We start from the raw sequence: 19474 nt of genomic DNA, 5'->3' as shown, positions 1-19474 counted from the left end.
ACTTGAGCAGGCGCGCCCGAGTGCGGGTAAGCTCTGCGCGTGAGGTACTGCGAAGTCTGTCGGGCGGCGTTCCAGGAGCGCCGCTCCTGCCCGCGTGACAGCGTCCCCACGCGCGCCGATCTCGTGGATCCCCTCCTCGGCGCCGTGCTCGGCGAGCGCTATCGGGTGCTCGACCACCTCGCGTCGGGCGGCATGGGCCAGGTCTACCGGGCGGCGCACACGCGCATCGCGAGCCTCTTCGCCGTGAAGGTGCTCTACGGCGATCTCGCCTACGACGAGCCCATGCGGGCGCGCTTCGAGCGCGAGGCGGAGGTCGCGAGCCTCCTGCAGAGCCGCTACATCGTGCGGGTCGTCGACTTCAGCCAGTCGGATTCGGGGCTGCTGTATCTGGCCATGGAGCACCTCGCCGGAGACACCCTCGCCGATTTGGTGAGGCGGGCGGGAAGGGTCGAGCCGCGGCGCGCCCTCGAGCTCGCCGTGCAGGTCGCGCGCGGCTTGGCGCACGCGCACGAGCGCGGCGTGGTCCACCGCGATCTGAAGAGCGAGAACGTGATGGTCATCCGCGAGGACGACGTCGACGTCGCGAAAGTGCTCGATTTCGGGGTGGCCCGGCTTCGCCACGGCGCGCGCCTCACCGGCAGCCGCGGGGTGCACGGCACTCCGGCGTTCATGGCGCCCGAGCAGTTCTCCGGCGCCGAGGTCGACGGTCGCGCGGACCTCTACGCGCTCGGCGTCACCCTCCACGAGCTGCTCACCGGCACGCTGCCCTTCGACTCCAGCAACCCGCTCGAGCTCTTGCGCCTGCACCTCACCGCGCCGCCACCGCCGCTCGCCCCCGTGCTCGGCACGTCGCCCCTGGTGTTGGGGCTCGAGGAGCTCTCGCGCGGCCTGCTCGCCAAGCGCAAGGAGGACCGCTTCCCGTCCGCACGCGCGTTCGTGGAGGCGGCCCGCCGGGTGCTGGAGCCCCCGCCCGCGCCTGTGCCCTCCATTCCTCCAAGCCACCCGGTGTCTGGCCGCGTCGGCCCAGCTCTGATCGGCGTCGAGCGCGGGCTGCTCGGCTCGATTTGGGCCGCGATCGAGCTTGGCGCGCCGGCCTACAACGCGGGCGACCACGCGCGCTGCTACGCCCTCTATCGAGAGTGCGTCGCGGCCGCCCTCTCGCCGCAACGCACGCCCCCGCTCGGCCTCGCGGAGCGCGCGCGCCTGCTCGTGGCCTACGAGCAAGCCGCCGCGGCGCCGAGCCCCACGCACGCGGCGTGGACGCTTCGGCACGCGTTCGACGAGCTCGCGAGCGCCGCACCGACGTCGAACCTCCCCGTGCGCGACGCCCTCGACCTCGCCATCGACGTCTTCCAGGCGGTGGCCGCGCGGACCTACGCGCTCGGGCGCGCGGACGTGGCGGGCCCGATCCACCTTCGCTTCGCGACCCTGCTCCGCGAGGCTGCCGCCGCTCCTCAGGGAGCGCCCGGGCGCCAGGCCGAGCTCCCCGCGCTCGACCGCGCGCTCGCCGTCGCGAGCCGGGCGACGGGCGACGCGGTCGCCGCCGCGCTCTCGGAGGCGTTCGAGCGCTTGCGGCAGCCCTCTCCGCAGGCCGCCGCGCAGGCCTTCGCCACCGCGCCCACGCGCCATGGCCCGCCCATCGCGCTCGTCAGCGATCTCGTGAGGGGCGCGATCCTCCGCGCCATTCGCCAGGGCGTGCCGGCCTACAACGCGGGCGACCACGCGGGCTGCGCGCGCGAGTACCAGCTCACCGCCGACGCCATCGTCGGGGAGTGTGGGCGTGATCCTGCGGCAGCTCCGGTCGCTGCGTGGCTCGGCACGATCGCCGAGCGCGCCCGCGCAGCGTCACCGCACGACGCCGCGTGGATGCTGCGGCACGCGTTCGACGCGCTGCTCGCGCTTCCCCGCTGACCTCGCCTCAGCCGGAAACCCTCGCAAGGCGCGGTGTCCCACCGTACGATGGCCAGCCCGCGAGCCGCCATGCGTACAGTCTCCTTTTACACCCTCCCCCGAACGCTCCAGGACCGACTCCGCGGCGCGATCGTCGAGGGGCTCGCGCCCGCGCCGCTCGCGCGTCGGGCCGGCGGTCCGCGCCGAGAGCGGATCGGCTTCGGCGCGGCGGGCCTCGCCTTGCTCGGCGTCCTGCTGCTCTTCATCGCAGGCTACGGCAGCCTCACGAGCTCCCTCTCGCGGCACGGGTTCGCCGCCCTCGCGCTCTACGTCGCGCTGCCGGCCGCGGCGGTGTTCGCGTACGTCGCCGCGCGGAGGCACCTCTCCGTCGTCGCGTCGTTTCCCGTGCCACGAGGCGTCTACCTGTTCCCGGCGTGCGTCGTCGACGCGACGACCGCGGATCTTCGGGTCTACCCGCTCACGGAGGGCCAGCTCTCCGGCGCAGGGCCTCTCGTGACCGCCTCGTTCCCGGGCCAGCGCTTCACGTTCTCGGCCGACGCGAAGGGCCCACCCGACCTCGCGGGCGCGTCGCTCGCCGCGCAGAGCGTCCTCTCCGCCGCGCTCGCCGCGAACGATCAGGATCGCCTCGCCGAGCTCGACCCGCTCCTCGAGCCGCGCTTCTCCAGCCCCGTCGGGCCAGGCGCGGCCTATCGGCTGCGCGTCCCCTCGTGGGAGCGCCTCGGCTGGGCCATCGGGCTCGGCGTCGGCGTGGTGTTCGGCGGCACGACCTTCTTCATGCGCAACGCCACGAGCGACGCCCTCCGCTTCTCGCGGGCCCGTCGCGACGACACCTCCGCGAGCTACCGGTCCTACCTGCTCTACGGCACCACCCACGCGCGCGAGGTCGAGCGCACGCTCCTGCCGCGCGCCGCCCTCCGCGAGGCGTCGGCGCGGTCCACCGTCGAGGCGATCCGCGAGTTCCGCACGGCGTTCTCGGACACCGACATCGAGCCCGAGGTCGAGCAGGCGCTCCACGTCGCGATGCTCGCCGAGCTCGAGCGCGCGAAGACCGTCGGCAAGCTCTCGGCGCTCACCGCGTTCGCCAAGGCCTACCCCGACCACGGGCTCGCGAAGGAGCTCGGCGCGGCGAAGCATGCAATTTACATGAAAGAGCGCGCGCGGATCACGGCCGCGCTCCCGGCCGCCGCGCGCGCCCAGACCGAGCCCGCCGTCGTCGAGCTGCTCGCGGCGGTCGAGCGCCTCGGCCCCACGGTCGAGGTGCGCTTCCGGCGCCGCCCGGGCGGGCGATTCGGCCTCGCCGACAAGACCATCGCCAAGACCCCCACATGGAACGGTCCGGTGTCGTACCTGACGCGCTACTTCGACGCCGCGCACCACAAGGCGCGCGAGGAGGCCCTGGCGAAGGGGCTCGTCGCGGGCCTCACGTCGCTCTTCGACCCCGAGATCGTGACGGTCGTCGCCAGCGCGGCCGAGCCCGACACCGCGCGCTTCGAGGACCCGCTCCCGGCCGTGACCGTGCCCACGCTCTTCGTGCTCCACGGCGCGGACTGGTCCGGCCACACGTACACCTCGCGCAAGCCACGGGCCACCATCATGGGCCTCACCTTCCACTTCGAGGGCGCCCTCGTCCTGCCGTCGGGTGCGCGCAAGTACGCCGCGAAGGACAAGGTCTGGAAGGGCATCACCATCCCGCAGATCCAGGCCTCGGGGACCGAGCCCGGCATCGAAGAGCGCCTCTACGGCGACATGTCCGGCGAGGCGTATGGGGCGTTCCAAAAGCGCCTGCTGAGCGACTTTCTCACCCACTGAGCGTGAGCGCGCGGCGCCGGCTCAGCCGTCGCCGCCCTGCCTTCTCCGCCGCACCGTCCGCCCCACGAGCAGGGCGGCGCCGCCGAAGACCAACACCACGTCGATGGGCATCGGCACCTTGCGCGCGACGGTGATCTCGATGGGGTCGGGCACGAGCTCCGACTGGACCTCAAGCTTGCGAAAGAAGACCTCGTCGGTGCCAGGCCGCGGAGACGAGCGGTCGACGAACTTGGAGAGAAAGAGCCCCCGCGAGGCGCCAGGCACCCCCGCGACGTCCGCGTCGAGGCGCCGCGCGTAGGTGGGCGCGCCTACCCACGGTCCGTTCTCTCCGAGGGTGCCACCCACGCGGTCGGGGCCCAAGAAGAACACCGCGAGCGATCGCGGCGCCTTGGCACCCGGCGCGCGCATGCTCTCGGGCTCGCGGTACGGGTAGAAGGGTGTGTCGGTCGTGAACGCGATGTCCACCGTGCCGGAGCCGATGCGCTTCTCCGGGGTCGCGGGCCCGCCCCCGTCCGCGGGTGGGACGGCCATGCGGAACGCCGCGAAGACCCACCGCTTCGCCACGTAAGGCGCCACCCACGCCCCCACCTCGGGGCCGTTCGCGTAGCCGTGGGCGCGCAGCCACTCCGCGAGGGCCTCCCCCGAGTCGGCCGCGAGCACGGCCGCGTCGTACCCCGCCACGGTCACCTGGTCTAGCACCTGCACCGCGCCCGGGGCGGTGGCCACCGCGGCGCTGCGCATCAGGAACGTGGCGAGCACGAGGGGGGTAGGGTCGATCCCGGAGAGGCGGTCCTTGTAGACGAGCTTGGGGCGCGTGAGCTCGTCGAGGCGGGCGAACACGCTCGGATCGGCCTCCTTGAGGGTGGGGCGCGAGGGGAGGGGGACGATGAAGCCGAAGTCGGCGACGTCGGACTCGAAGCTCGCGCGGCGGAGGAAGTGCTCCACCTTCGTCGCCGGATCGTACGTGATGACCGCCTGCTCCTCGGCGATGCGCACCCAATGGTGCTCGGGGGGCGCGGGCATACACGCGCGCGCCGGCGCGGACCGCCCTACCACGAACGCGGTGATCGCGATCCCCAGAGCGCGGCCGAGGCGCATCACTGCCCCTTCTTCGCCCGCGGCGTCGCCTTCGCGGGGCCGCTCGGCGCGCCGACCAAGAAGCGCTTGTACGCCTCGTCGCTCGGGGCCCGCCCGAGGAAGGCGCGCACGAGCTCGGCCGGCTCCTCGCTGCCGCCGCGCGAGAGGATCGCGCCGCGGTAGTCGCGCGCCGTCTTCTCGTCGAGGAGGCCGGCGGCGTCGAAACGAGTGAGCAGATCCTTCGCGATCGAGAGCGCCCACTGGTAGCCGTAGTAGCCCGCGTCGTAGCCGACGAGGTGCCCGAACGTGCCCTGGAAATGCGTCCCCTCCACGTGCTTGAAGGGGGTGTACCTCGACTGGATCTCCGCGAGCATCGCGGTGGTGTCCATCGGCGTACGGCGCGTGTGGTACGCCTGGTCGAGCGCCGCGAGGAAGAGCTGCCGCTGCGTCGCGAGGGCCCGCCCGAAGCCGCGCGCGCGGACCATCTTGGCGTGCAGCGCGTCGGGGATGGGCTTGTCGGTCTTGTAGTGCTTCGCGAAGAGCGCCAAGGTGGACTTGTCCCACGCCCACTCTTCGAGCATCTGCGAGGGCGCCTCCACGAAGTCGCGGGGCACGCTCGTGCCCGCGAAGGTGACGGTGTCGGTCTCGCTCAGCAGGTGGTGCAGGACGTGGCCGAACTCGTGGAAGAACGTCGTCGCGTCCGAGTGGCTCATGAGCGCGGGGTTCCCCGGCGCGGGCCGCGGGAAATTGCACTCGATGGCGGCGATCGGCAGCAGGCGCTTGCCGTCGGCCATGCGCTTGGTGTCGCGAATGGAGAACACGGCCGCGTGCTTGTACTTCCCAGGGCGCGGGTAAAGGTCGAAGTAGAAGCGCCCGATCACCTGCCCTTTGGCGTCGACGACCTCCATCGGCTCGACGTCGGGGTGCCACTTCGGCACGTTCGCGGGCCGGTAGGTCACGCCAAACAAGCGCGAGGTGATGGCGAGAATACCCTCTTTCACGCGCCCGACTTCGAAATACTCACTCACCTCTTTTGAGTCGAGTCCGTACTTCTCCTTCCGCACTCGGTCCTCCAGGTAGGTGCGGTCGGAGGGGGGGATCGAGTCGGTCTTCTTTCCGCCAAGCTTGACGTGCATCGCTCGAAACTCAGCGAATTCCTGCTCGCCCTTTTTGGCGACGTGGGCGCGGAGCCCGTCGAGCAGGTCGGCCACCGCCTTCGGCGTCTTGGCCATACGGGGCTCGAGGACGTAGTCGGCCCATGTGGGGTATCCGAGCAGCTTGGCCTTCTCCTCGCGCACGGCGAGCAGCTTCTCCAGCAAGGCTACGTTCTTGTCCGAGGCGCGGTTGTCGAACTGCTTCGAGAGCTCGAGCGCGAACGCGCGGTCTCTCGCGTACTGGAGGACGGGGAAGTAGTCGGGGTAGTCCGTGGTGATCGCGATCTTGCCGTCGGGACTGGGCTTGTGGGCCTCGATGTACGCTGGCGGGAGCCCCTCGAGCTGCTTGGCCGTGGCCGAGACGGTCACGGTCGAGCCCGCGAGGTTGCTGTCGAACTCTTGTCCGAGCTTCGTGATTTGCGCGTTCAGCTCTCGCAAGCGCGCCTGGCCAGCCTCGGGCAGCTCGAGGCCGTTGCGCCGGTAGTCGCGGAGCAGGTGCTCGAGCATCCGCGCGTGCTCCTTGGAAAGCGGCGGGTTCGGCTGGGCTTTTCGCAGCGCGTCGAAGCGCTTCACCACCTGCGCCGCCGTGGCGTCGAGGTAGAACGAGGTCTCGAACGTGCCCGCGAGGGGCTCGCACTCCTCGGCGGCCTTGCGGACCGCCTCCTCGGGGTGGGCGACCGCCATCAGCGCGCTGAAGTCTCCGGCGTTCTTCGTCGCGAGCCGCGCGTCGTCGAGCCCCCCGAGCACGGCCTCGGCGGTGAGCGCGGCGTCGTCGGCCTTGGCGAGGAGACGAACCTCGTTGAGCTTGTTCTGGGCCTGCGCGAGGCTCTCTCGGCACAGGCGCCGCATCGAGTCGGCCGACGTGAAGTGCAGGGTGGGGTCGACGTCGAGCGGGAGCATCGCCGGCGGCGGGGGCGGCGCTTCGGTGGGCACGGGCGCCCGCTGCACGGTGACCTTCGTCACGGGCTGCGCGGGAGGAGGCGGCGGGGCGCCGCAGCCGGCGCTCACGGCCGCGAGGCCGAGGGAGACCAGGGTGACGAAAGAGAGGAGGCCAGCCGGTGTGCGCATGGCTCGGGAGAATGCCTGAAGGCCAGCGGCGGGCGCGGAAAAAATTGCGCCGAGCCGCGGCGATCAAACGAGGAGCAAGACGCCGCGGGCCGGCGCGCCCGTCGAGGCCGCGATGGCCTCCGCGTAGAGCGCGAGCTGCGCGCGATAGCTCGCGAGGCGCGGGCCCTCGTCGACGTCGGTCTTGAAATCGATCACCGTGGTGCTGCCGTCGGCCTCTCGGAACGCGAGGTCGACGACCCCCTCGACGAGGCGCCCGTCGGGTGTCCGCAGGGTGATCCCTACCTCGCGGCGCGCGTCGGTCGAGGCGCGGGCCCGCGCCAGGAGCTCGTGCTCGAGGGCGGCCCCGGCGGCGCGCGCGGCGAAGGCGATCTCCTCCTCCGTGGCCCCGAGCGAGCGGCCGTGGGCGCGCGCGAGCGCGGGCAGGAGGGCCCCGTGCGATCCGTCGAGCGGCGCCTCGGCGAGGAGGGCGTGCACGAGCACGCCGTAGCGTTTCCCGTGGGGGCGCCCCTCGCGCGGGGTCACCGTGCGGTGCACGGGCAGCGCGGGCAGCGGTTCCACGGTGGCCGGCGTCGCGAGGTTGAGCGCGTCCTTGAGCTCGGTAGGCGTGACCACCCGCACCGAAGGCGCGCTCGCCGTCTCGCGCAGGGCGTCGCGTGCGACGACCCACGCGTCGTAGCGCGCCTGCGCCGCGCGGTCGCCGCCGCCGTCGTCCGCCGCCAGGATCTTCTGCTGTCTGAGCCCCGCCTCGTCCTCCTTGCCGAGGCCGAGGGCCGCGGGATCGAAGAAGAGCACCTCGTGCGTGCCCGCCGCAGGCGCGTGCCACCCGGGCCGTACCGGCCGCGCGTTCCACACCTTCTCGGGGCGATCGAGGACCGAGTCGGCGCCGAAGGGCAGCGGCGTGGGCTTCAGGTCGCTCGGCCGCGCGCGCCGGTCTTGCGGCGGGTACACCGTGGGGCCGAGCGCTTCGAGCCAGCTGTCCGCCAGCGGTTCGTCGCCCACCACCGGGACGACCAGCATGTCGCGCGCGCGGGTCGTGGCCACGTAGAGCAGCCGCACCGCCTCCTCGTGGTCCTGCGCCAGCACGCGGTCGCGGTGCTCGGACAGCTCGAGGGGCGCGGCGCCGCACAGGGGCGCCGCGAACAGGCGGCGCTGCGCGTCGACGAAGCGCGAGGGCTCCGTGTGCGTGGGTCTCGCGGTCGGGTCTGCGAGTATGACTACTGGAAACTCGAGCCCTTTTGCTCGATGGACCGTCATCATTCGGACCCCGGCGGCGTCCTCCTCCGCGACGAACGCCTCGGACACGTTGCCTCGGCTCGCGTCTTCGTCTAGCGCCGTGACGAACGCGCGGAACGAGTGCACACCCGGCGCGTGGGTGGCCTTCCTCGCGACGTCGAGCACGCGGAGGACGTTGGCGAGGGCTTGCTCGCCGGTCGGCCAGATGGCGAACCCGGCGTGCGCGCGCGTGCGCTCGAGGAGCTCTGCGAGGGTGTCGGCGAAGGGGCGTCGGTTCCGCGACCCGTGGAGCTCGCGCAAGACCGCGAGCGCCTCCGCCACCGGCGCGGTGAGCGCGTCGAGGTCGGGCGGTGGCCGGCGTGGGTCGAGCGAGCGGGCGAGCGCGCGGTACGCGAACAGCGCCGCGTCGGGCAGGGCGAAGAGCGGCCCCTTCAGCGTCGCGTAGACCGCGTACTCGTCGAACGGATACTCGATCGCGGTCGCCGCGTTTCGCAGGGCGAGCACCTCCTCGCGCTCGTGAAACCCGCGCCCGCCGACGAGCACGTGGGGCACGTGCCGCGCCTCCAGGGCCCGCACGTACGGGCGGGTGACGTCGCCGCCGAACGACGAGAATCGCTTGAACAAGAGGCACACGTGGCCCGCCGTGACGGGCACCTCGACCGGCCGGTTGTCGCGCTGCTCCTGGACCGTGTAGCCGCTCTTGTGGACGAGCCAGTCGACGAAGGCGCCCACGGCGTCGGGGAGCGACTCCTCGATCGAGTACTTCGCGATCTTGCCGATCTTCGCCGAGTACGGGCGGGGAACGGGCAGCGCCACGATGGCGGGCTGGGCCTCCGGACCCGCGGCCCGGTGGCCCGAGAGGGGCACGTACGCGGCCTGGCTGCCCTCCTCGGTCTGGACCATCGCCCGCGCGAAGGTCGCGTTCACCACGCTCTGCACGTCGGGCGTGCTGCGGAAGCTGGTCGTGAGGTGCACGAGGCGCGCGCCATTGGCGACGAGCTGGCGCTTGGTCGCCTCGTAGAAGGCCACGTCGGCTCGCCGGAATCGGTAGATCGACTGCTTCGGATCGCCCACGAAGAAGAGCTTGCCGGGCGCAGGGGCAGCGGTCGCGGCGCCGCGCTCGTCGCGCGCGTCGTCGTCGTCGGCCGCGCGGCCGAGCGAGAACAGGATGTGGGCCTGGAGGGGGTCGGTGTCCTGGAACTCGTCCACCAGCAGATGCGTGTACCGTGCACGTAGCGCGCGGCGGGTGCCCGGGTTCTCGTCGAGCAGGTCGCGTGTCTTCAGGAGGAGGTCGAGGAAATCGAGCTTCCCCGCGCGGGCCTTCAACGCCTCGTACGCGCCCGCCAGTGGCCGGAGCTCCTCGCGCAGGCAGGCGGCCAAGTCCGCGTCCGTCGTGGTGAGGAGCGCGTCCAGCCTGGACTTGAGCGCCGCGCGCCGGTCGGCCACGTCTTGGCGAGAGAGGCCCTTCTTGCGGGAGTAGTTTGGGCTGCCGCGCCCGCCCCAGGCCCAGTGGCGCTCGCGCGCGAGCCGCCGCAGCTCCGCCTCGAGGCCGTCGTAGTCGCGCTCTCCGCCGCGCGCCGCCTCCTTGCGCGCGAGCTCGGAGGAGAAGCGCGCGATGGAGTCGAGGGAGATGTAGAGCCAGTTGGGCTTGTTCTCCTTGTCGATCGACATGTCGTCGGCGTCGAGGGCGAGGGCCCCGAGGTCGGCGAGCGCCGCGCAAATCTCGTCGAGCGCGGGCACGCGATCGAACACTGGCCGGGTCCACGGGGCGTCGAAGTCGCGCTGCTCGACGAGGCGGTACCCGGCGTCGAGCAGCATGTCGTGGGGACTCTCGTCGCGGCTGCGCCGCCGCAGCACGCGGTGCACCCCGGGATAGGCCTCCGCGTCCCCGTTGAGCACGGCCTGGAACCACGGCTCGAAGGCCTCGCGGTAGAGCCGCCGCGTCTCGCCTTCGTCCGCCACGGTGAAGAGCGGATCGATGCCGGCCTCGACGGGTCGCTCACGGAGCAGGTCTGCGCAGAAGCCGTGGATTGTCCCGATGTGGGCGACCTCCAGCTCGCGCGCCGCGCCCTCGAGGCGCTCGCGCACCTCCGCGTCCGTGGCGCGGATGCGCTCGCGCTCGATCGCGGTGCGCAGCCGGAGCTTCATCTCGCCCGCGGCCTTCTCCGTGAACGTGACCGCGACGATGGTCGACAGCCGCGCGCGTCCAGTCTGGAGCAGCGCGAGCACGCGGCGCACGAGCTCGGTCGTCTTGCCGGCCCCCGCCGCGGCCTCCACGACGAGGGTCGCGTCGAGGTCCTCCCGGATGGCCCGGCGCGCCTCGTGATCGGCGAGCTGTGCGCTCATCGGCCAGGCCCGATCATGGCAGCTCGCGCACCGCTGTCAGCAGTGGGAGGGCCTTCTTGTCGCGCTTCAGGCGCACGCGCGCGGGCTCGTACGGGCCGCACACGTCGAGGAAATCGCAGTAGGTGCATGATCTCTCCTTGGGCGCGGCGGGGAGCATGCCGACGCTGAGCGCGTGGCCGACGGCGGTCGCCACGGTCTGGGCGGCCGCGCGCGCGGCGTCGTTGAGCGGCACGTCGATGGCCGTGTAGTCGCCTGTCGACGTGCAGTAGTAGAGCCGCCCGCTCGTGACCTCTCCGGGCAAAATGCGCTCGATCGCGAGGGCATAGAGCACGGGCTGCAGGATCTCGCCGCCGCTCACCACCGAACCTGGTTCGGCCCGCACTTTGCCGGTCTTGTGATCGGTCGCGCGCAAGCGCCCGTCGGCGTGGGTCTCGACCAGATCGATCGAGCCGCGCAGGCGCAGGCCACACTCGAGCTCGACCGGCTCCTTCACGCTGGCCGCGTCGCGCCCGTCGTCGTGCTCGACGAGGCCGAACGAGAGCTCGAAGTGGCTGGGGGTCCAGCTGGTCTCGGCGGGCATGCGCCGCAGCCACTCGCGGAGATCGGCGCGCACCTGGGCGATGCCGTCCTCCCAGACCTTCGGGATCGCCGGACAGAGCCGGTCTTCGTGGGCCCCGGCGACCTCCATGAGCGTGCTCTCGAGCATGTCCTGGGCCCGCGAGAGGTTGCTCGCGCGCACGGGCAGGAGCCCCTGGGCGCGGAGGCGCGTGAGGAGCGCGAACTGGGTCTCGTGGACGAGGGTGCCGCGCTGGAGCGGGTCGAGCTCTTCGAGCGGCGCGGGCTCCTCGCGCTTCGAGAGCTTGAGCAGCGCCGAGAGGTAGAACCGATAGGGGCAGGCGGCGAAGTTTTGCAGCGCGGTGGGCGAGAAGCTCCGCGCGGAGAGCGCGTGCGCGTCGAGTGCGGCGCGGGCCCCGGGCGGCACGTTCACGAGGCCGTCCCACTCCACGTAGGGGCCGCGCCGCCACCGGTGCGCGCGCGCGCGGAGGGCGCGCTGCAGGTGCGGGTTCGCGCCAAGCAGAAAGCGCGCCGCGCCCACGTGCTTCCTCTCGTCGTCGTAGAGCAGGCCCGCCAGCACGGAGAGGTCGTGCTCGGCGTCGTCGATGGCGTCGTCGGGGCGCTCGGGCGCGGGCCACCCGAGCCGCGCGCGCGACGACGTGTCGGCCATGCGTCGGAGCGCCTCGTACGTGGGCAGCGCGCCGTGTACGACGCGCAGGATCTCCAGCCCGTAGAACGAGGGCGTGCGCGGGCGCCCGGCCTCTGCGTCGACCCGCGGGTACGAGTAGACGAGCAGCTCCTCGGCGGCCCCGCTCGCGACGCGCAACATGAGGCGCTCGTGCTGCGAGCGCTCCGCGTTCGTGCGCAGCTCGGGCGACGACGCCGCGCGCGCGTCGTCGAGGAAGAGCGGGTCCTCGAGGACCTTCTTGGGGAACGACTTCTCGACGAGCCCCGGCACGAACACGGTGTCGAACGAGAGACCCCGGGCGTCCTCGATGCCTCCCACGAAGAGCTTGCCGAGGCGCCTGCCGCGGGTCGCCTGGCGCGCCTCGGCGAGGCGAGGCTCGAGCACCGAGCGCACCTCGGCGAGGCTCACGGTCGCGTCGGAGTCGAGCGGGGACAGCTCCGACAGGACGGAGAACACCCGCTCGGGCCGCCGAAGCGCGCGCTCGGCGAGCGCGGTCAGGCGCGCGAGCCACTCGGGCCACGAGGCGGGGACGGAGAGGCGCTGGAGCTCGTCGAGGAGCGGGAGGGCGAAGGCCTCGAGCTCCCCGAGCGACGCGAGATCCCTCGCCGCCTGGTCGGCCCGCGGATCGCCCTCATGAGTGTAGAGTGCATGGGAGTGACGCAGCGCCTCGCGGAGGCCCCCGAGCCGTCGCTCCCACCGGTCCTTGCCCCCGATGACCGACGCCTCGACGACGAGCCGCTCCCACCGGTAGGGGGCCCGTAGCGTCCCCGTGTCCTCCTCCGCTTCGCTCCGCGCCTCGGCGATCAGGGCCTCGCCGTCGAGCCTGGCGAGCGCGGCCTCCGCCTCGTCGTCGTCGGCGGGCGCGTAGGTGTCGGCGCCTACCCTCGGGTGGACGGTGTTCTCGTCGCGACGGGGCACCTCGCCGAGCGACACGTACTCGGCGAAGCGCGAGGCCGAGAGGCCCTCGGCCGCGCACGCGAGGAGCGCGAGGAGGGCGCGCCCGGACGGATCGGGCAGCCGCAGGCCCCGGGCGAAGTGTACGGGCACGCGCGCGCGGCGGAGCGCCTCCACGACGTGGGTGACGTAGCTCTCGGGTGCGCGCAGCAAGATCGCCATGCGATCGAACGGCACGCCCCCGCGAGCGCGCTCGAGCGCCGCGCGGGCGATCTCGACGCACTCGCGGCTCTCGCCGGGCGCCGACTGGAGTCGGACGTGCGCCGCGGCCCCCTCGGCCTCCGCGGCCTGCTCGGCGCGCTCGCCGAAGAGGGCTCGCTTGAGCGGCTCGAGAGGCCCCTGCGCGCTCGCGGCGGTGAGCGTCGTGGAGGGGAGCGCGCGCTCCACGAGCGCCCGGCTGCGTAGGTCTCCCTCGGGGAGAGTGACGAGGAGCCGGGGGCAGGCGTGCCCGAGGGAAGCGAGCCAGCGCTCCTCGCAGCGCGTGGCGAGCGTGGCGTCGAGCAGCACGACCAGCGCCGGGCGAGGCGAGGGGCGCGCGAGCTCGGCCGCCGCCGCGTCGTAGACGTCGCGCGCGTCCGCGAGACCGAGCTCGTCGAGGGACCGCTCGTACGCGGCGAGCAGCGAGGCGAGCGCGGGGTCGGCGGGGACGAGCCCCTCGCGCCGTAGCTCGTCGAGCGTCTGGGCGAGCGCGCGAGCGAAGCCTGGCGTGCCCGCGACGGGCGCGAACCGCCCGAGATCGGCTCCGCGCGGGCGCGACTGCGCGAGGCGCGTGGCCACCGCCTCGAGCGTGAGCCGCGAGGCCGCGACCCGACCCGCGCTCGCGAGCCCCCTCCGCGCGAGCGCGCCCACGTAGAGCGACACGGTCGTGCGGGTGGTGCCGTACGTCGCAGAGCGCCGCAGCGCGACCGCCCGCGCGAGGTGGTTCGCGGCCTCGAGGCTGCTCGCGACGATGACGGCCTCCGCAGACGCGGGCAGCTCGAGCAGCGCGTCGCGCGCGAGCTCGAGCCGGGCCTTCGCGGACGGAGAGATCACGAGCCGGCGGTCGTGCTCGGGACGGAGGGCGCTGTCGACCGGGCTCACGGCGGGCACGCTACCATCGCACCGCGCCCTCTCGTCGAGAACTGGCGCGGACCGGGGCGGAGGGTCGGCGCGCAGAGTCCGCCGCGCGGCGACGAACCGAGGTACGCTCGCGAGCGATGGCATTCCCCCTCCCCAAGTGGGCCGCGCGCGCGGCCGTGGCGCAGGTGCTCTCGCGGGTGCCCGGTGGCCCCGACGTGCGCTACGCGCTCCAGCGCTACGTGACGCGCTCGCTCCCGTTCCCCGACAAGGAGCTGCTCGGGCGCTTCCAGATCGGCTGCGAGCACCTCGCGGCGCTCGGCCGTCACGCTCCCACGATGGACCTCGCGACGGCCCATTTCTTCGAGTTCGGCGCGGGGTGGGACCTGGGCATGGGGCTGTTCCTTCGCGCCGCCGGGGTCGGGCGGCAGACCCTCGTCGACCTGAACCGCTTCGTGCGGCCGGAGCTCGTCCATCACGCGCTCACGCGCCTGCGCTCGTTCGTCGCCGCGCCGCCGTCCGATTTTCCTTGCGCCGGGGCGCTCAGCCTCGGCCGCCTCCCCACGTCGTTTGCGGTGAGCGAGTTCGAGGTCGATGGAGCCTTGCGCGAGCTCGGCATCGACTACCGCGCCCCGGCCGACGCGCGGCGCACGGGGCTCCCCGCGGGGTCGGTCGACTGCGTGACGAGCAGCCTCACCCTGGAGCACGTTCCGCTCCCGGAGATCCGGTCGATCTTCGCGGAGCTCTCGCGCGTGCTGCGCCCGGGCGGGCTCTTCGTCTCGAAGGTGGACATGAGCGACCACTTCAGCCACAGCGACGCCTCGCTCACCTCGTGGCACTACCTCCGCTTCGACGAGCGCACCTGGAACCTCGTCAACGCCGACATGCTCTACCAGAACCGTCTCCGCGCCTCGGCGTACCTCGACGCCGCGACCGAGGCGGGGTTCGAGCTGCTCGAGGTCGACCGGCGGTACCCGCGCGGCTGTGATCCCGACACGCACCCGCTGCCCCCGGTGCACCCGAGCTACACGGCCTACAAGGATCGGCGCGATCTGCTCGCGCACAAGCTCTATTTCGTCGCGCGGAAGCCGGCGTGACCTTCGCCGCGGCGAGCTCGGCGCCGCCACCCGGGCCGTGAGTCCCCGGCGTTCGCGCGGAGCGTCGACATCGACCGCGGCGCGGGAGCGCGCTTCGTGTGGCTTCGCGTTGGCGTTGGCGTTGGCGTTGGCGTTCGCGTTCGCTGGCGCGTGCCGCTCCGACCCACGAGGCCCGACCCTCGACGCCTCGTCCGCGCTCGCCGAGGGGATCGACGCGGCGTCGCGGCTCGACGCGGCGCCCCCGCTCGCGTGGCCCGCGCTGCCGCGGACGCTCGAGGCGCAGCGCGCGCTCATCTCGTCGTGCACCCTCCGCGACGTCTCCGGCGCCCCCGACGGTGGCACCGAGGTCAGCCTCGATGCGCTAGCGAGCCGCTCCCTCGCGCGCCTCGACTACGCCATCGCGGGGGAAGCCGCGATCCGGGGCTGGCTCGACGCGTGGCTGGCCCGCGCGGGGGCGCGCGACGCCTACGTGCTCGTCGGCACCCACCACGACTCGGGCGCGCAGGTGCGCGCGTTCCGGGCGCTCGTGAGGCGCCCCACTCGACTGACCGACGTGGCCCTGGAGCACCTCGTGGCGGACGGTCGATGGGGTGGCCTCGCTGAGGACGCCCAGCGCGCCGACGGCGCGGATCTCCGCGCGTTCCTCGAGCGCGGCGACCTTGGGGCGCTCGATCGCCTCGCGCGCGCGCACGCCGCGCACGACTACACGGCGTGGAAGTTCGGCTACGAGCGCGACGTGCTGGACATCGTGCTCGCGGCCCGCGCGACGGGGCAGCGGGTCCTGCCGTGCGACATGTCATCGAAGGTGCGCGAGGCGCTCGTCGGGGGCGGCGACGGCGCGAGCGACGAGGTCCTCCGGCTCCGGGAGCTACACTGCCTGCGCGCTCTCCAAGACGCGGCGCCCGGCGGGCCGCGCCGGATCGCGATCCTGTGGGGCCACGATCACGCGCGCCCGCGCGGGTTCGCGCGGTTCCTCCCGCCGGACACCGCGGTGCTGCGGGTGCACCTGTTCGGGGCCCGCGTCTTGGCCACACCTGCGCTCGATCGCTCACGGGGCATCGTCCTGAATGACGCCGTGCTCGTCGCGGGCACCGACGCGCCGGCCCCGACCGAGGTCGCGCTCTTCCTCCCCGACGAGCCCACCCGTGGCGACGTGGATCGCGTCCGGCGCGCGCCCGAGGCCGCCGCCGCGACCCCCGAGGTCCGCGCCTCGTCGGCCGCGCCCGGCACGCTCTCGCTGACCCCGGTGGGCTCCGACGAGCCGCGCGCGACGCGCACGCTCCGGCTCGGTCGAGACGAGGTCGCCGCCACCGTCGGCGAGGGCGCGCACACGTACGTCCTGCGGAGCGGCGGGGTCACCGTCGTTGGAGGGCTCTCGCTCGCACGAGGGGAGCGCGCGACGCTCGCCTTCGACGGCGCGCGGCGCATGACGCGCCTGGAGCTGGAGGTGCGCCCGTGAGCACGGCCACCGTCCTCCTCGTCCTCGCCGGTGTCGTCGCGGCCTTCACCCTCGGCGCGTTCGCCTACCTCGGCGTCACGTTCGCGCTGATGACGCCACACGCCGAGCCCCGCCCGCTCGGGACCGCGGCGCGGAGCCTCTTCTACGAGCTCGTGTGCGTCGCGCTCGTGCAGCCGTGGCTCCCGCTCTTCTACCTCGTGGGCAGGCGCATGGGCGGCGCGCGCGACGGCGTGCCGGTCGTGTTTGTCCACGGGTACTTTCAGAACCGCGTCGATTTTGTGTATCTTGCACGTACATTGAGCGCGGCGGGGCTCGGGCCGCTCTTCGGCATCAACTACCCGTTCCTCGCGAGCGTGAAAGACAACGCGGCGCGCCTCGCGCGCTTCTGCGCGCGCGTCCGAGAGGAGACCGGCGCGGCCAAGGTCGACCTCGTGTGCCACAGCCTGGGAGGACTCGTCGCGCTGGAGCTCTTGCGGCAAGATCCCGCCCACGTGCGGCGCTGCGTCACCGTCGCGAGCCCCCACGGCGGCGTCGTCTTCCGCGGACCGATCCTCGGCGCGGCGGGCAGGGACCTGCGCGCGGGGTCCGCGCTCGTGCGGGAGCACGAGGCCTCACGCGCGCCGGTGCCCGTGCTCAGCGTCTACTCGAGCCACGACAACGTCGTGCACCCGAAGCTCACCTCGGCGCTCGCGGCGCGGGGCGGGGAAGACGTCGAGGTCGCGAACCTCGGTCACTTCGGCATTCTGTTCTCTCGCAGCGTCGCCGCGCACATCGTCGCGTTTCTTCGCCACGAGGCGGCCCCTGGCGGCGTCGAGCGTGTGGACGTCGGCGCGACGACCGAGCGTGCCGACGGGGCCGGCGAGAGCGACGAATCCGTCGACGAGCCGCGCGCGCTCAGCGGCTCTGCGCCGCCTCCTTGAGCCGCGCGAGGAAGGTCTGCCCCGCGCGCCCGAGCGGCCTCTCGCGGGGGTGCACGAGCACGGGCTGGAACGTGTAGCGCGCCCCGCCCTCGTACGGCACGACCACGAGCGAACCCGCGCGCAGGGCGTCGCGCACGAGATAGAGGGGCATCCAGCCGAAGCCGAGGCCGAGCTCGATCGCGCGGAGCTTCATCGCGAAATCGCTCAGGTAGAAGACGCGCGGGCCTCCGAAGATCCGCGTGTCCCCGAGGCGATGGGACTCGCTCGAGTCGTGCACGGTGAGCTCCACGTGACGCTGCAGCTCGGTGAGGGACACGCCGCGCGCTTCGCCGGTCCCCGCGGAGGCGGGGGCGGGCCCCACGCTCCCGCTGGGGCCGAGCGCGGCGAGGGCATGCGAACGCGACGCCACCAGCACCACCTCGACCTCGGCGAGCGCGTGCTCGACGAGCGCGTCGGAACGCAGATAGTCCTTCACCAGCATCAGATCGGCGCGATCGCGCTCGAAGCGGTCCTGGACACCCCCGAGGAACTCGACGCGGATCTGGACGTGGGTAGGCACGGCGTCGTCGGCCATGCGACGGAGGGCGCTCAGCACGGGATCGATCGGCAGGATGCCGTCGACCACCACCTCGAGCCGCGGCTCCCAGGTCTCGTGCAGCTGCGAGGCGAGCGACTCGATGCGCCGCGCGTGGGTGAGGAGCCCGCGCCCCTCTTCGAGCACGGCGCGCCCGGCGGCCGTGAGCACCGCTCGGTGACCGGAGCGGTCGAACAGCCGAAGGCCGAGGCCCTCTTCGAGCTGCTTGACCGAGTACGACACGGCCGACTGGGCCCGGTGCAGCTCGGCTGCGGCGCCGCTGAAACCCTTGTGGCGGTCGATGGCGTCGAGCACCTCGAGCGCGTCGAGCGTGAACAGCATCGCCACGCAGTGTGGCACGGCGTGCCCCCGCCCGCCCCCGGTCCTTCGAAAAATTCGATGAAGACGTTCGGAACGTTGAACTTTCGCGGACCTGCGCGCGGTCGTACCCCGGGGGGTATGCACTACGTACGAGGCCGCACGACCCGCCAAGCCCATGTCGACCTCCCCGCGGGGACGGTCGAAGAAGAATACGCGCGCGGGGGCTTCTCGGGTCGCTCGTCGCACCTCTACCGCACCCGGCCTCCGGTCGAGTGGACCTCGCTCGAGGGCGATCTGCGCCCCCGCGCGATCGCCGCGACCGAGCTTCCCGGGCTCGTCGACGGCGCCGCCTGGCCCACGGCGCGCGTGCCGTTCCTCACCAACGCGGACGTCACGCTCCACATGGCGCGGCTGTCGCGGCCGATGGCGGATCTCTTCCGGAACGCCGACGCCGACGAGGTGCTCTTCGTCCACGCGGGCGCGGGCACCCTCCGCACCGACTTCGGCCCGCTCGCCTACGAGAAGGGCGACTACGTGGTGCTCCCGCGCGGCGTGACGTACGCCCTCGAGCCGAGCGCCCCCTCCACGTTCCTCGTCATCGAGTCCACCGACGAGGTAAAGATCCCCGAGCGAGGGCTCCTCGGGCAGCACGCCCTCTTCGACCTCGACGTGCTCGACGTCCCGAGCCCCGCGGAGGCCCGCCCCGACGGCACCTACCGCGTGGTCGTTCAACGCGCCGGCCGCTTGTCGACCATCACGTATCCCTTCGATCCGCTCAACGTCGTGGGCTGGAAGGGGGATCTCTACCCCTATCGGCTCAACGTGCGCGACATCCGGCCCGTGCTCTCCGAGCGCTACCACCTCCCGCCGAGCGCCCACGCCACGTTCGTGACCCCCAACGTGGTGATCTGCACCTTCCTGCCGCGGGGCCTCGAGACAGGCGACGAAGGCGCGCTGCGAGTGCCCTTCTATCACTCCAACATCGACTACGACGAGGTGCTCTTCTACCACGACGGGGACTTCTTCAGCCGCGCGGGCGTCAGCCCGGGCATGGTCACTTTCCACCCGCAGGGCATCCACCACGGCCCGCAGCCTGGCGCCGTGTCCGCGGCGAAGGGCAAGACCCGCACGAACGAGCAGGCGGTCATGATCGACACGCGCCGGCCCCTCGCCGTCACCGCCGCGGCCGAGACCGCGAGCATTCCTGATTACCACCAGAGCTGGACGCGACAGGAGCACACGAAGTGAGCAC

The 19474-nt window shown here is 72.9% G+C and carries 11 protein-coding genes; 6 read left to right on the top strand and 5 right to left on the bottom strand.

The features are described 5' to 3' along the window. The first annotated feature begins 39 nt into the window (after positions 1-39). The gene (locus IPQ09_27555) at positions 40-1911 is read left to right on the top strand and encodes a serine/threonine protein kinase (GenBank protein ID MBL0197904.1); all 1872 of its coding nucleotides are present in this window, start codon (positions 40-42) and stop codon (positions 1909-1911) included. 69 nt (positions 1912-1980) lie between these two features. Then, complete coding sequence (locus tag IPQ09_27550) at positions 1981-3720, top strand: hypothetical protein (GenBank protein MBL0197903.1); 1740 nt, start codon at positions 1981-1983, stop codon at positions 3718-3720. 21 nt (positions 3721-3741) lie between these two features. On the opposite strand, the gene IPQ09_27545 is transcribed toward IPQ09_27550, so the two are convergent. The 4 genes from IPQ09_27545 to IPQ09_27530 all read right to left on the bottom strand — a co-directional run bounded on the left by IPQ09_27545 (position 3742) and on the right by IPQ09_27530 (position 13875). Then, on the bottom strand, positions 3742-4821 hold the full coding sequence (locus tag IPQ09_27545; GenBank protein ID MBL0197902.1) for a DUF2330 domain-containing protein: 1080 nt from the start codon (positions 4819-4821) through the stop codon (positions 3742-3744). After that, the gene (locus IPQ09_27540; GenBank protein MBL0197901.1) at positions 4818-7019 is read right to left on the bottom strand and encodes a Zn-dependent oligopeptidase; all 2202 of its coding nucleotides are present in this window, start codon (positions 7017-7019) and stop codon (positions 4818-4820) included. The genes IPQ09_27545 and IPQ09_27540 overlap by 4 nt, the downstream gene beginning before the upstream one ends. A gap of 63 nt (positions 7020-7082) precedes the next feature. Then, the gene (locus tag IPQ09_27535; GenBank protein MBL0197900.1) at positions 7083-10598 is read right to left on the bottom strand and encodes a UvrD-helicase domain-containing protein; all 3516 of its coding nucleotides are present in this window, start codon (positions 10596-10598) and stop codon (positions 7083-7085) included. A gap of 13 nt (positions 10599-10611) precedes the next feature. Next, positions 10612-13875, bottom strand: a complete 3264-nt coding sequence (locus IPQ09_27530; protein MBL0197899.1) for a PD-(D/E)XK nuclease family protein — start codon at positions 13873-13875, stop codon at positions 10612-10614. A 116-nt stretch (positions 13876-13991) separates the two neighbouring features. Between IPQ09_27530 and IPQ09_27525 the strand changes: the two genes are divergently transcribed. The 3 genes from IPQ09_27525 to IPQ09_27515 all read left to right on the top strand — a co-directional run bounded on the left by IPQ09_27525 (position 13992) and on the right by IPQ09_27515 (position 17327). After that, positions 13992-14948 (top strand): class I SAM-dependent methyltransferase, encoded by a 957-nt coding sequence (locus IPQ09_27525; protein ID MBL0197898.1) that lies wholly within the window; start codon positions 13992-13994, stop codon positions 14946-14948. A gap of 127 nt (positions 14949-15075) precedes the next feature. Then, a complete protein-coding gene (locus IPQ09_27520) occupies positions 15076-16407 on the top strand; it encodes a hypothetical protein (GenBank protein MBL0197897.1) in 1332 nt (443 codons plus the stop codon). Further along, positions 16404-17327, top strand: a complete 924-nt coding sequence (locus tag IPQ09_27515; GenBank protein ID MBL0197896.1) for an alpha/beta fold hydrolase — start codon at positions 16404-16406, stop codon at positions 17325-17327. The genes IPQ09_27520 and IPQ09_27515 overlap by 4 nt, the downstream gene beginning before the upstream one ends. Here the strand turns inward: IPQ09_27515 and IPQ09_27510 are convergent. Continuing rightward, a complete protein-coding gene (locus IPQ09_27510; protein ID MBL0197895.1) occupies positions 17302-18243 on the bottom strand; it encodes a LysR family transcriptional regulator in 942 nt (313 codons plus the stop codon). The two genes, IPQ09_27515 and IPQ09_27510, sit on opposite strands and share 26 nt — an antisense overlap. A gap of 117 nt (positions 18244-18360) precedes the next feature. Between IPQ09_27510 and IPQ09_27505 the strand changes: the two genes are divergently transcribed. Then, entirely contained in the window at positions 18361-19470 is a 1110-nt protein-coding gene (locus IPQ09_27505; protein MBL0197894.1) for a homogentisate 1,2-dioxygenase, read from the top strand. Positions 19471-19474: the final 4 nt, after the last annotated feature.

This window comes from Myxococcales bacterium (genome assembly GCA_016720545.1).
In the GTDB taxonomy this organism is placed as follows: Bacteria; Myxococcota_A; Polyangia; order Polyangiales; family Polyangiaceae; genus JAAFHV01.
Note: the sequence above shows the minus strand (reverse complement) of the source record. Positions and strands in the feature narration are given on the sequence as shown.

Excerpts from the sequence above, each read along its gene's own strand:
- IPQ09_27550 (MBL0197903.1), top strand. The coding sequence starts at position 1,981 with ATGCGTACAGTCTCCTTTTACACCCTCCCCCGAACGCTCCAGGACCGA.
- IPQ09_27540 (MBL0197901.1), bottom strand. The coding sequence starts at position 7,019 with ATGCGCACACCGGCTGGCCTCCTCTCTTTCGTCACCCTGGTCTCCCTC.
- IPQ09_27535 (MBL0197900.1), bottom strand. The coding sequence starts at position 10,598 with ATGAGCGCACAGCTCGCCGATCACGAGGCGCGCCGGGCCATCCGGGAG.
- IPQ09_27525 (MBL0197898.1), top strand. The coding sequence starts at position 13,992 with ATGGCATTCCCCCTCCCCAAGTGGGCCGCGCGCGCGGCCGTGGCGCAG.
- IPQ09_27510 (MBL0197895.1), bottom strand. The coding sequence starts at position 18,243 with ATGCTGTTCACGCTCGACGCGCTCGAGGTGCTCGACGCCATCGACCGC.
- IPQ09_27505 (MBL0197894.1), top strand. The coding sequence starts at position 18,361 with ATGCACTACGTACGAGGCCGCACGACCCGCCAAGCCCATGTCGACCTC.